This window comes from Acinetobacter calcoaceticus (assembly GCF_016508255.1).
Classification (GTDB): Bacteria; Pseudomonadota; Gammaproteobacteria; order Pseudomonadales; family Moraxellaceae; genus Acinetobacter; species Acinetobacter calcoaceticus_E.
The window spans coordinates 702,235-714,875 of record NZ_JADVKT010000002.1; the positions used below are offsets into that span (position 1 = coordinate 702,235).

11 protein-coding genes are annotated in these 12,641 nt (G+C 35.5%); 5 read left to right on the plus strand and 6 right to left on the minus strand.

Features of this window, described 5'->3' with window-relative positions:
• Positions 1 to 80 precede the first annotated feature (80 nt).
• Complete coding sequence (locus I5515_RS07280) at positions 81 to 2,294, plus strand: TonB-dependent siderophore receptor (protein ID WP_199965442.1); 2,214 nt, start codon at positions 81 to 83, stop codon at positions 2,292 to 2,294.
• A 54-nt stretch (positions 2,295 to 2,348) separates the two neighbouring features.
• On the opposite strand, the gene I5515_RS07285 is transcribed toward I5515_RS07280, so the two are convergent.
• Positions 2,349 to 3,767, minus strand: coding sequence for an aspartate ammonia-lyase (locus tag I5515_RS07285; protein ID WP_199965443.1), 1,419 nt, complete (start codon positions 3,765 to 3,767; stop codon positions 2,349 to 2,351).
• A 418-nt stretch (positions 3,768 to 4,185) separates the two neighbouring features.
• Between I5515_RS07285 and I5515_RS07290 the strand changes: the two genes are divergently transcribed.
• The 4 genes from I5515_RS07290 (at position 4,186) to I5515_RS07305 (ending at position 7,267) form a co-directional block, all read left to right on the plus strand.
• Positions 4,186 to 4,368 (plus strand): hypothetical protein, encoded by a 183-nt coding sequence (locus I5515_RS07290; RefSeq protein ID WP_199965444.1) that lies wholly within the window; start codon positions 4,186 to 4,188, stop codon positions 4,366 to 4,368.
• 112 nt (positions 4,369 to 4,480) lie between these two features.
• On the plus strand, positions 4,481 to 4,702 hold the full coding sequence (locus I5515_RS07295) for a hypothetical protein (protein ID WP_199965525.1): 222 nt from the start codon (positions 4,481 to 4,483) through the stop codon (positions 4,700 to 4,702).
• A 545-nt stretch (positions 4,703 to 5,247) separates the two neighbouring features.
• A complete protein-coding gene (locus I5515_RS07300) occupies positions 5,248 to 6,141 on the plus strand; it encodes a LysR substrate-binding domain-containing protein (RefSeq protein ID WP_199965445.1) in 894 nt (297 codons plus the stop codon).
• A gap of 232 nt (positions 6,142 to 6,373) precedes the next feature.
• A complete protein-coding gene (locus tag I5515_RS07305) occupies positions 6,374 to 7,267 on the plus strand; it encodes a LysR family transcriptional regulator (protein ID WP_003651675.1) in 894 nt (297 codons plus the stop codon).
• A 51-nt stretch (positions 7,268 to 7,318) separates the two neighbouring features.
• Here I5515_RS07305 and I5515_RS07310 read toward each other — a convergent pair whose 3' ends face one another.
• The 5 genes from I5515_RS07310 to I5515_RS07330 form a co-directional block, all read right to left on the minus strand.
• Complete coding sequence (locus tag I5515_RS07310; RefSeq protein ID WP_199965446.1) at positions 7,319 to 8,491, minus strand: thiolase family protein; 1,173 nt, start codon at positions 8,489 to 8,491, stop codon at positions 7,319 to 7,321.
• Between the two features lie 66 nt (positions 8,492 to 8,557).
• Entirely contained in the window at positions 8,558 to 9,967 is a 1,410-nt protein-coding gene (locus I5515_RS07315; RefSeq protein WP_199965447.1) for a short-chain fatty acid transporter, read from the minus strand.
• Between the two features lie 111 nt (positions 9,968 to 10,078).
• Positions 10,079 to 10,720, minus strand: a complete 642-nt coding sequence (locus tag I5515_RS07320; RefSeq protein WP_199965448.1) for a 3-oxoacid CoA-transferase subunit B — start codon at positions 10,718 to 10,720, stop codon at positions 10,079 to 10,081.
• A 1-nt stretch (position 10,721) separates the two neighbouring features.
• Positions 10,722 to 11,426, minus strand: a complete 705-nt coding sequence (locus I5515_RS07325) for a CoA transferase subunit A (protein WP_199965449.1) — start codon at positions 11,424 to 11,426, stop codon at positions 10,722 to 10,724.
• A 245-nt stretch (positions 11,427 to 11,671) separates the two neighbouring features.
• On the minus strand, positions 11,672 to 12,553 hold the full coding sequence (locus I5515_RS07330; protein ID WP_199965450.1) for a LysR family transcriptional regulator: 882 nt from the start codon (positions 12,551 to 12,553) through the stop codon (positions 11,672 to 11,674).
• Positions 12,554 to 12,641 lie beyond the last annotated feature (88 nt).

Consider the following 12,641-nt stretch of genomic DNA (forward strand, 5'->3'; position numbering starts at 1 on the left):
TTTGTTGTTTCTCTATATCTGGCACTGTATTCTTGCGGGGCTAAAATTATGGAATATTTCCTTTTTAGTCTATTTAGATTATGCACGGTATGGCAGGTAGTTATTCAATGGAAAGACGTTCGTTAAATCTTCACTTTATGACATGCTCTAAAACAGCATTGGCTTCATCTATTGCACTTATCACATCTGTAGTCTATGCAAATGAGGCGGAGGTTTCACAGCTCCCAACTATGACCGTGAACGCTACACAAAACAATGAGACTTTGTATAATTCAAAAAAAGTTGATTTATCAGGTTTTCAATCAACCGACATAAAAAAAATTCCTGCTTCCATTTCCACTATTACCGCCGAACGCATAGCAGATCAACATGCAAAAACGCTAACTGATGTTATTAAAAATGATTCATCGTTAGGAGATGGCTACGCTGCTATTGGCTACTATCCAAACTTTGTAGCACGCGGTTTTTCCCTCGATTTAGGCTCTAGTTATCTCATTAACGGCCATACCATACGTGGCGAGCAAAATATTGCTTTAGAAAATAAAGAGCAAGTTGAAATTTTAAAAGGCATTTCTGCGATTCAAAGTGGAATGTCAACACCAGGTGGTGTGGTTAACTATGTAACCAAAAGACCTGCCGATGTTAAAACTATTATGGTCGATGCAAATTCAGAAGGTGGTTATACACTAGCAACGGATGTAGGCGGCTTTATTAATGATAATTTTGGCTATCGAGTCAATTTAGCGCATGAAAGTATTCACCCAAATGTCGATCATGCAAATGGTAAACGTGAGTTTGGATCAGTTGCTTTAGACTGGAAAATTAATGATCGCTCTAAATTACTCTTTGATATTGAAGCTCAGCATCAAAGCCAACGTTCAGTACCGGGTTATCAACTGCTTGATGGGCAAGAAGTACCAACAAATGTAGATCAAGACCGTTTATTAGGGTATCAGTCTTGGAGTAAACCGGTTGTAAATAACAGTGTAAATGCGAGTTTAAAATATCAATATGCATTTAACGATCAATGGAATGGTAGCTTAAGTGCGTCTCAAAGCCGTGTTGTGATTGATGATAATAGTGCTTTCCCATGGGGATGTTATAACGATAATTGTGAAGTTACTGGTTTAGGCAATACTTTTGATAAACACGGTAATTATGGTATTTATGATTTCCGTAGTCCAGATGACACACGCATTACCAACCAGTTTGCTGCTGGGTTAAATGGTCAATTCAACACTGGCACCATTCAGCATCAAATCGCTTTTGAATTACAACATACTTATAAAACTTTAAAACGCTATAATTCTAATTCAATGGAGCTGGATCCTATCGGATTAGGTAATATCTATGAAGAAACACGGGATTATGCACCAGCTCAGATTGACTTAAGAAATTACTACAAAGCCCTAGAAAGTGATCAGACTGCTTTCACCATATCTGACCGAGTTCAATTTAACGATCAATGGTCAACTTTATTGGGTGGAAAACTTATTCACCTTGATGAACAAGCGTATGATCCAGATGGACAGCAAAGCCGTGATACAGATTTAAATAAGTTCTTACCGCAATTAGCTCTCATGTATAGCCCAACTGCTATGACTAATCTTTATGCTTCATATGCCAAAGGATTATCGGATGGTGGTGAAGCACCTTGGTTTGCTAATAATGCTCTAGAAGTTTTATCACCTAAAAGTTCTGAACAATATGAACTTGGTGTTAAACAACAAATTCGAAACTTCTTGGTAACAGCAGCTATTTTTGATTTAAAACAAGACAATCAATATAGCAAAGTAAATGCAGATGGAACTTTCGATTTTATTGAACAAGGCGAACAACACAACCAAGGTATTGAGTTAGGTTTAACGGGTGCTTTAACCGATACAGTTGACGTAAGCTCTGGCGTTACCTATACCAAATCTCGTCTTGTTGATATTGAGAGTGACAGCTACAAAGGACATCAAACTCAAAATGTACCAAAGGTACGCGCAACGGCACAGTTATCTTATAAAGTACCTTCAGTTGAAGGATTAAGATTATTGAGTGGCATGCAATACAGTAGCAGTAAATATGCAAATAAAGAGGGAACGGCAAAAGTAGGTGGTTATAGCGTCTTTAATATTGGTGCTGCCTATAAAACAAATTTTGCTGGGCATGACACGACCTTCAGATTCAATATTGATAACTTATTTAATAAGAAGTATTGGCGTGATGTAGGTACATTTATGGGAGATGACTATCTATTTTTAGGTAATCCTCGTACAGCTCAGTTCTCTACAACTTTTAGTTTTTAAAGTATAGAACAAATAAAAAAGGAGCTTATAAAAGCTCCTTTTTTATTTCAGGAATTAAGCCGACATTTTTGGTTTAACCATATTATTAATCGACAGAATATCATCAAGCATTTGTGCCGATAATAAGCCTTCATTTTGAACAAGCGCTAATACACTTTGTCCAGTTTCGTTTGCAGTTTTAGCAATACGAGTTGTAGTTTCATAACCCAAATATGGGTTAAGTGCAGTCACAATACCAATTGAGTTTTCAACTAAAGCTTTACAATGTTCAGGGTTCGCCGTAATCGTATCAATACATTTAGTTTGGAACATTGCCATCGCGTTACCAAGCAAATCCATAGATTCAAATAGTTTGAATGCAATAAGTGGTTCCATTGCATTTAACTGCAGTTGACCAGCTTCAGCAGCTAAAGTTACAGCTAAATCATTTGCAATAATCTGGAAGCAAGCAAGGTTCATTGCTTCAGGAATTACAGGGTTTACTTTACCCGGCATGATCGAACTACCCGGTTGACGTGCTTCCAAGTTAATTTCATTAATGCCAGTACGTGGACCACTTGAAAGTAAACGTAAGTCGTTAGCAATTTTCGATAGTTTAGTTGCTGTACGTTTTAATAAACCAGATAAAAGAACAAAATCGCCCATATCTGAAGTTGCTTCGATTAGATCAGGAGATGACTTAATTTTCTTACCAGAGATTTTTGCAAGTGCCTGAATCGCAAGCTCACGGTAACTATATTCAGTGGTAATTCCCGTACCAATCGCTGTACCACCAAGGTTCATGTAAGCTAAAACATTTGGAATAAGCGTATTAATTTGCTCAAGGTCTTTTTGTAAAGTTACAGCAAAAGCACCAAACTCTTGACCCAATGTCATTGGCACAGCATCTTGCAACTGAGTACGACCCATTTTTAAGATGTGGGCAAATTCTTGAGATTTGTTGCGGAAACTCAAAATCAGATTATTAAAAGGAAGATTTAACTCATCTAAGTTTAATAGTAAGCCTAAACGAATAGCAGTAGGGTACACGTCATTTGTAGACTGTGACATGTTAATATCATTATTAGGATGTAAATATTGATATTGGCCTTTTGCATGCCCCATATATTCTAAAGCAACATTCGCCAATACTTCATTTGCATTCATATTGGTTGAAGTACCAGCACCACCTTGCAACATATCGATCGGAAATTGATCGTGAAAATTACCGCGAATAAGTTGATTACAACTATATTCAATTGCTTCAAATTTAGTTTGATCTAAGCTTTTAAGATTATGATTAGCTTCAGCACAAGCAAGTTTTACCATTGCTAACGCTTTAATCAAATGAGGAAAGTTCCCAACTTTACTTTGGGTTAAGTTAAAGTTTTCTAGAGCACGTAATGTTTGAACTCCGTAATAATCATTGTTATTGATTTCTCTATAACCAATAAGATCCTTCTCAATACGGGTGGTAATTTCAGCGTTCATCATTAAACTTCGAATTAGTAGAGTAGATAATTCATATTAGATTTCGAAATGCTTCACTTCTAATGCATTTATCAAGTTAATTATGCATTTTTTGCATATCGAACTTATAGCTTGAGAAAAGTTGTATAAAAAAACTTACATCTACAATAAGTAAAAACATAAATTTTATTTTTAAAAAACAATATCTTAATATTTGATTGGGTTTAATAAGTAATCACTTCAAGTGAAGCATTTAACGATTAAATTTTTTTTAAAGCCATGCTAGTTAAAGCGGTGCATTGATTAATTTAAGTGAAATATCAACTAATTTAGCTTTATTGTTAGCAATAAAAGTGTAGTTTATCTAACAAATTTATATATAAATGTGATGCATTTCACATAAAAAACACTATAATACGAAAAATTCTTAGTTCTTAAGTTTATGTTAAAAGTCACAGCTGCATTAATTATTTTGGGTAGTTTTACATACTTTGTATTTTTCCATAGTGAAGAGAAAAGTGAGTCTAAAACTTCTCGACTGCTTAAAGAAGCAAAGCAGTCTATTGCTTCTGCGGAAACTACTGTAAATAAGGCAAATAGTATGGTAGCAATATCTTATAAATAGCCACGGTTACACAGGTTAACTATCTTATATTATCCATCAAAATATTGTTTTATCTAAATTTTATTTAGACTTTAGATAAAAGACTGTATGTATAGAGACAAAATTCATGAGAATGAAGTTTATCGCCTATGATCCCAATTCTGGGGAAAAAGTAAGCTTAAAAGAGCATATCCATCAGATGGATAAATACACCACTTATATTTTTTTTAGTGATGAAAAAGATAATATGGTTTTTAATCCTCAGAAAAAACAAGTTTTTGAAATTAGCCAATATACTTCTAATATGATGGTTGAAATTTCAAGGAAGTTATATTACCTCATCGGTGAATATTAAAAACTTGTCTTAGTTCAGTGAAGTAAATACTTTAGTAGAATAGTCAGGTTTTTTGAGTTGAGCTATACTGCAAATATATCTTCTGATTTGAATAAGTTTATTTGGTCAGAAAGCTTAAATCCTGAAATGATCAAATTAGCAACATTTTAGTTTTACAGTCCGTATTCTTCCCCAAGGTGCGGACTTTTTTTATTGCAAATAAAAATATGATTAAATTATAAGAATATTTTTGCTATTTATTAACCTTAAATTCTTTATTTACTTACTTTATAATTGTATTAGCTTTTGATTTTAAATATTTTTTATAAAAATCATTTTAGAATTGTACGCGTTCATGAGTTAAATCCAAGTCTTTTATTCTCTTACGCTCTAATCTATGTCAGAATTATTGAATACTTATTTTTTATCGTTTGGCTTTGCCATTCTTCCATCGCATTTTTGCAGGTACTCCCTATGTTTTATATTTTTTATTCATCTATTCAGTTGTTTATGAAACTTCCCCGTATGACAAATTAAGGACATAAATATAAAAAGGGAATGCAAAAATGAACTTAGAAGTGCGTTGGGTAGAGGATCTACTCACATTAGAGCGCGAGCGTTCTATTTCAAAAGCTGCTGAAAAACGTTTTATTAGTCAATCAGCTTTTACCCGTAGAATTCAGCAAATAGAAGAAATGATTGGAGCTGAAGTTATTATTAGAAATAATAAAAATAATATTGAGTTTACGGACATTGGGCGAATTATGCTCGTCATGTCTAAAAATATTGAGAAGCAAGTTGAAGAGACCGCCAAGTTAATTAAGAACATTAAAAATGAAACTGAATCTACAGTTCGTTTTTGTGTTGTTCATTCCCTAGCTTCAGGTTTTTTAACTACTTTTTTAAAAAAATTCCCCACCTTTATGCGTGATTTAAAAATCGAAATTGTCGCGACCAATAGTGGTGAAGGGCTCTCTCTTTTAAAAGAGGGTGCTTGTGATTTTATGATTTGCTATGCAGATAGATCGAATATTAATCGCATGGGGGATGATATTTTAAGCGGTATCAAAATCGCGGAAACAGAGATAGTTCCCGTATCTGCGACTGAAGAAAATCATATACCTAAACATACCATTGAAAATAATTTTCCATTGCTTGCATATAGCAAACATGCTTATTTGAGAAAATTGGTGGACCAACTTATTGAAGGTAAGTTGATCTATAAAACTTTATATGAAACTGATAATGCCACTAATTTAAAGGAATTGGTTTTACAAGGTCTTGGTGTCGCTTGGATTCCAAAAATTAATGTAGAGGAAGACCTGGCGACAGGAAAGCTGGTTAGATTAGATCATGGTGATTATTGTCTTCCACAAGATATTTACATTTTTAAAAATAACCTGAGCGACAATAAATCTGTGCAACAAATCTGGAAAGGATTTCAGACCCAACATGATTAAAATGATAAATATGGGAGTTGTTATCACATATCTATATACAAAGTAATCAAATAAGCAGACTATCCTTTTGTCTTTATGATGAAAGGCTTTATAAAGCATTGCCCAGAGTCTAGATTCTTTGTTAATTTAAGCTATGCATCAATAATTCAAAAACAGGTTTAGCATTTTTTGTAAAAGCTATACCTGTTTCAGCCTATTTTTAATGGATTATTTGATCCAGACGGAGACAATTTTGTTTGATCTAGATAGTAGATTACTAAATATTTTTTATCACATTTATCGGTTTAAAAGTGTTTCAATGGCTGCTGATGCTATTGGCCTTACACAACCGAGCGTTAGTAATGGTCTAAACAAAATCCGTCAGCATTTTAATGATCCACTTTTTATTCGTGTTGGCAATGAAATGATTCCAACTGAATTAGCCAAAGAAATCTTTCCACTCATTAGTGAAGTGATTGATAAAGTAGAAAGTATTAATAATTTTAGTGTGAATTTTGATCCGCTCACCTCGGATCAACTTTTTACAATTGCAATGACCGATGTATCACATCTGGTTTTATTGCCACAATTAACCAATTATTTAAAAGAGAAAGCACCTTTAATTCGTTTGAATATTAGGCCCATTACGCCAGAAACAAGCTATCAAATGGCGAATGGCGAAATTGACCTCGCGATTGGATTTCTACCCCAATTGGAAGAAGGCTTTTATCAACAGAAATTTTTTAAACAACATTATGTGGTGATTAGCTCTAAGAGCCATCCCCGTTTAGACCCAAATAATTTTACTTTAGATGATTATATGCGTGAATATCACATCGATATTGATGCAGGTATTGGGCATTATCATATTAAAAATGAATTGCAAAACAAAGGATTAGATAGAAACATTCTAATTCGATTGCCAAGTTACTTAGGTGTTGGATTGGTAGTTCAAGAGACTGATGCTATTGCAACTGTGCCATATTATTTAAGTCAGGTATTATTGGTCAGAGAAAACTTACAAATTTTACCAGCACCACTCGATTTCCCGACTTACGATGTTAAACAGCATTGGCATATGTCTTGTCACCATAAAAGTAGCCATAAATGGTTCCGACAAACTTGCTATGAGCTGTTTAAAGTTTAAAAAACAAAGAAGATGTAATTAGAATTATTACATCTTCTTCTTATTCTATTTTTAGATTTCAATTGCCACAGCAGTCGCTTCACCGCCACCAATACATAGTGCAGCAACGCCTTTCTTTTTACCTAAGCGCTTTAAAGCATAGATGAGAGAAAGAATAATACGTGAACCTGTCGCACCGATAGGATGTCCTAAAGCACATGCGCCGCCATGTACGTTAACTTTAGATTCATCAATGCCTAACTCATGAATTGGTGCCATTGCAACCATGGCAAATGCTTCATTAATTTCCCAAGCATCTACTTCCTCAACAGACCAACCAGCACGCTCAAGTACTTTTTGAATCGCACTAATCGGGGCAATCGTAAATTCGCTTGGATGTTGCGAATGAGTCGAAGTTGCAACAATTTTTGCTAAAGTATTTAAACCATGTGATTTTGCATATTCTTCAGTAGTAAGTACTAACGCAGCAGCACCATCAGAAATTGAGCTTGAGTTTGCCGCTGTAATTGTGCCGTCTTTGCTAAAAGCAGGGCGCAATGTTGGAATTTTTTCAAGATTTGCTTTTAAGGGTTGCTCATCCTGATCAACAACCTCTACGCCTTTACGCGTTTTTACTTCAACAGGAACAATCTCTTCTTTGAAGTAGCCTTCAGTAATTGCTGTTTGTGCTTTTTTGAGTGATGAAATCGCAAAATCATCCATTTGCTCACGAGTAAAACCTTTGGTGTTTGCCATGTCTTGAGCAAAAGAACCCATTAGACGCCCTGTTTCTGCATCTTCAAGGCCATCTAAAAACATGTGGTCTTTAATTTCTCCGTGACCCATACGATAGCCACCACGTGCTTTTGGCAAAATATATGGAGCATTACTCATAGACTCCATACCACCTGCAACAATAATATCTGCACTTCCTGCTTTGAGGGTGTCAGAGGCCATCAAGACAGCCTTCATAGCAGATCCACACAGTTTATTAATGGTGACTGCACCCACATGATCAGGTACACCTGCTTTACGCATCGCTTGACGAGCAGGGCCTTGGCCTATGCCTGCACTTAGTACACAGCCAAAAATAACTTCATTGACCTGATCAGGGGCAATACCTGCACGTTTAATCGATTCACGGATGACAGCAGCACCCAACTCTGGGGCAGTTAGGGCTGATAAATTACCTTGAAAACCGCCCATTGCAGTACGACTGCCTGAAACAATAACGATTGAGCTCATTTTAATATCTCTTAAAATTAGTGTATTTGTTAAATGTCTTTAACCGAAGCTAAAGACGCCAATAAATTAAAAAGTGGGTGGGGTATAACTCAGTGTTCTTCCCAAGAACCACAATAAAAATAGAACTAAGGGAAAGTGGACAACTAGCTGAGTCACTGTAAAACCGATTACATCTTTTGCTTTTAGTTTTAAAATGCCTAACATTGGAAGCATGAAAAATGGATTAATTAAGTTTGGTAATGCTTCAGCCGCGTTATAAATTTGTACCGACCAGCCTAGATGGACTTTCAAATCATTTGCTGCTTGCATAACATATGGGGCTTCAATAATCCATTTACCACCACCAGATGGCACAAAGAACCCAAGTACAGCAGAGTAAATTCCCATCACAATCGCAAAAGTTTCTTTTGAAGCAATAGAAACGAAGAATTCAGCAACATAGTGCGACAGCGATAAATTCTGACTGTTTAAAGCTTGCGTCATAATAAAAGCAATACTTCCGTATAACGGAAATTGAATTAAAATTCCTGAAACAGCAGGAACTGCCTTTGCAACAGCATTTAGAAAATTACGTGGTGTTCCATGCAAGGCTAGGCCAAGCATTAAAAAGACAAAGTTATATGTGTTGAGGCTTGAAATCGCAATAATTGGGTTACTTTTCGAGAACTCAAAAAACATCCAGATTAAGCCTAAAGCCACCACAATAATGGTTAAAATAGGGGAGTTTTCTAACCAGTCACCAGGACGATTAGATTTTTCTTCATGTGCTTTTTCTTCTTCAAATTGAATATTAAAACTATCTATCGTTTTAACATTATTACCTTTTGGCGCGGACCAATAAGCAATTGCTAGTGAAACAATAACCAAAATAATGGTCATAGCAATGGATTGCCAAAGAAAGATCGTTTCGGTAAATGGAATAACACCCGTCAGGTTATAAATGGACTCTGGCAGACTACTTTTATTTGCTTGAAGCTGTGCTGCTGAAGAACTAATTCCAAGTGCCCAAGTCGCACCCATACCAATAATTGCAGCTGCCGCAGCTGCGCGATAATCCATATTGAGTTCTTTACGTTTCGCCAGCGCTATAACTAATAATGCAGTAAGGATGGTACTTACTGCCCAATTGACCAGAGAAATTAACAAGCTAACGGTTGCAACCAAAACAATAGCACCGCGCCCAGAGTTTGGAATACGAGCCATTTTCTGGATAAGGAATTTCACAGGCTTAGATACAGAAACGACATAACCAACAATGATGAGCATGGTCATTTGTAGGGTAAACGGAATAAGACTCCAAAAACCATTACCAAATGAAGTTGCTACATCCTGAATAGGTGCTCCAATTCCTAAAGCAGCAATTGAGACAATAATGACGCCTAGCAATGCAAAAATGTATGAATCTGGAAACCATTTTTCAGACCAGTTACTAATTCGAAGGGCAAATCTTTCAAAAATTCCTTGCTGTTTATCCATATCTAAAAAATCCTTCTAATTCTTATTCATTGAAAGCACATCCGGTGCTTAAAGGGTTAAGACTCAAGTTCACTTTCTAACTTGAGCCTTGGTACTCAATAGAATTAAATTTTAAGCCACTAATGTTTTATAAAATTGAACACCTGTAACTGCTTGAATCTGTTCAAGAGTGACATCTTTCGCAAGTTCAATAAGTTCAACACCTTGAGGAGTAATATCCATTACACCTAAGTCGGTGATTACTCGGTGCACGACACCTTTACCTGTTAAAGGTAAACTACAGTTTTTCACAATTTTTGGTGTACCGTCTTTTGCACAATGTTCCATAAGAACCACTACTTTTTGGACACCAACAACTAAGTCCATTGCACCGCCCATGCCTTTGACTTTTTTACTCGGAATCATCCAGTTGGCCAAGTCACCATTTTCGGAAACTTCCATTGCCCCTAAAATTGCAATATTTACATGGCCACCACGAATCATTGCAAAAGATTCTGAGCTTGAGAAAAATGCGGCTCCAGAGCGCGCAGTAACTGTTTGTTTACCTGCATTAATTAAATCAGCATCAACGGTTTCTTCTGTTGGAAACTCGCCAATACCCAACAACCCATTTTCAGACTGGAGCCAAACATTAATATTTTCTGGAATATAGTTAGCCACAAGGGTAGGTAAACCAATACCTAAATTCACATAGAAACCGTCTTCAAGTTCTTGTGCAGCACGTTGTGCCATTTCATTACGAGACCAAGCCATCTTATACTGCCTCCGTGCTTAAAGTTTTATGCTCAATACGTTTTTCAGGTGATGCATTCAGTACAATGCGGTTTATATAGATACCCGCTAAATGGATTTCATCCGGATCCAATTCACCAATTTCAACAACCTGTTCAACTTCTGCGATTGTAATTTTTCCAGCCATCGCACATTCAGGGTTAAAATTCTGTGCAGTTTTACGGAATACTAAATTTCCTGCTTTGTCTGCCTTATATGCTTTAACTAGCGCAACATCTGCGGTTAAAGATTCTTCTAAAATATAGTTTTTACCTTTAAATGTACGTTCTTCTTTACCTTCAGCAATAAGTGTTCCTACACCCGTTTGAGTATAGAAAGCAGGGATTCCTGCACCACCAGCACGTAATTTTTCTGCTAATGTTCCTTGTGGAGTGAGTTCGACATCAAGCTCACCATTTAAATATTGGCGCTCAAACTCTTTATTTTCACCCACATAAGATGAAATCATTTTCTTGATTTGTTTGGTTTGCAGCAAAATACCTAAACCGAAGTCATCTACACCTGCGTTATTAGAAATACAGGTTAAACCAGTTACTCCACTTTGCTTTACAGCCACAATGAGTTTTTCAGGAATACCGCATAGGCCAAAACCACCAACGGCAAGTGTTTGATTATCGGCAATAATATCTTTAATAGCTGCCTCTGCACTGGCATAAACTTTATTCATTCTATTGTTTTCCTATATCCCTTAGTGGTTTTAGTTTTAGCATCTTGATTTACGTTATAGAAGTTAATTTTTTTAAAGGATTAATGAGTATATTCAATGAATGCTATCAAATTAACAACAAAAAAACAGACGTATAGAACGCTAAAATCTTTAGTAATTTATTTTAAGATATTGAAAATTATATAAATTAATAAATTTGGCTTAAGCGTGCACGTAGCTCACTCTAAAATGCAGTCTTTAATTTTTTAAAATTTATATTGAAGTAACGCCTCAATAAACTGAGTCGAAATATTTGAAATTTCAAAGTTCTTTTTATAAACAATTCCCACTGTCTTATGAATAGTTTCGTCTTTTAATTCAATCAATACGTTATGTTCTTTATCTATGTGTTTAGCAAAATGCCTTGGAATCGCACTTACCCCAATTCCATAAGCGACAAAACTTGAAAGTGATGAAATTTGATGACATTCAACCTTTAAATCAAGGGTTAAGTTATTACGAAGACAATTTTGCTCAACCAAATAACGAACAATTGAAGGCTTTTGTAAAGTAACAAATGGATTTGAACAGAGCTGCTCCCAAGTAATTGAGGAAGCACCTGCCAGTGGATGAGTCTTGGGTAATAATGCTAAAAAATCTTCTTCAAAGAGCGGTTGGAACTCTAAACCTTCAATGAGGTCTGGCTCAAAACACAAACCAAGCTCAAAAATACCATCTTGTACTTTTTCAATAATGTTTTCATTTGGAATATCATGAATTGAAAAGTTAAGGTTTGGATGAAGCGCTAAAAATTGATGAATTACTTCAGGTAAAATTGCATGAGTCACAAAAGGCATAGAAGCAATACTTAAAGTACCACGATTAAGCTTAAATCGTTGCTTCACATCATTTTCCATTTCATCCCAATTGGCGAGCAATTTCTTTGCATAAGGAATAAGGGATTTACCTTCCTGAGTCAGTTCAACACGGCGAGTATTTCGGTTAAATAGTTTTCCGCCTAATTCTTCTTCTAAGCTTTTGATGCTGAGACTTAAAGCTGATTGGCTTAGATGTAGCTCTAAAGATGCATTGGCATAGTTGAGTGTACGCGCAAGGGCTAAAAAAGCTTTTAGTTGTTTAAGCGTCATTTCATTCCTTTAGATTACTCAACTTATCTAGAAGGGTAATTTATACGAAAATTTGTCTAATATGATGTTTTTTGACAAAAATTAAGAA

Coding starts and splice junctions, on each gene's coding strand:
- I5515_RS07300 (WP_199965445.1), top strand. CDS start 5,248: ATGAACTTAGAAGTGCGTTGGGTAGAGGATCTACTCACATTAGAGCGC.
- I5515_RS07310 (WP_199965446.1), bottom strand. CDS start 8,491: ATGAGCTCAATCGTTATTGTTTCAGGCAGTCGTACTGCAATGGGCGGT.
- I5515_RS07315 (WP_199965447.1), bottom strand. CDS start 9,967: ATGGATAAACAGCAAGGAATTTTTGAAAGATTTGCCCTTCGAATTAGT.
- I5515_RS07280 (WP_199965442.1), top strand. CDS start 81: ATGCACGGTATGGCAGGTAGTTATTCAATGGAAAGACGTTCGTTAAAT.
- I5515_RS07295 (WP_199965525.1), top strand. CDS start 4,481: ATGAAGTTTATCGCCTATGATCCCAATTCTGGGGAAAAAGTAAGCTTA.
- I5515_RS07325 (WP_199965449.1), bottom strand. CDS start 11,426: ATGAATAAAGTTTATGCCAGTGCAGAGGCAGCTATTAAAGATATTATT.
- I5515_RS07330 (WP_199965450.1), bottom strand. CDS start 12,553: ATGACGCTTAAACAACTAAAAGCTTTTTTAGCCCTTGCGCGTACACTC.
- I5515_RS07290 (WP_199965444.1), top strand. CDS start 4,186: ATGTTAAAAGTCACAGCTGCATTAATTATTTTGGGTAGTTTTACATAC.
- I5515_RS07285 (WP_199965443.1), bottom strand. CDS start 3,767: ATGATGAACGCTGAAATTACCACCCGTATTGAGAAGGATCTTATTGGT.
- I5515_RS07320 (WP_199965448.1), bottom strand. CDS start 10,720: ATGGCTTGGTCTCGTAATGAAATGGCACAACGTGCTGCACAAGAACTT.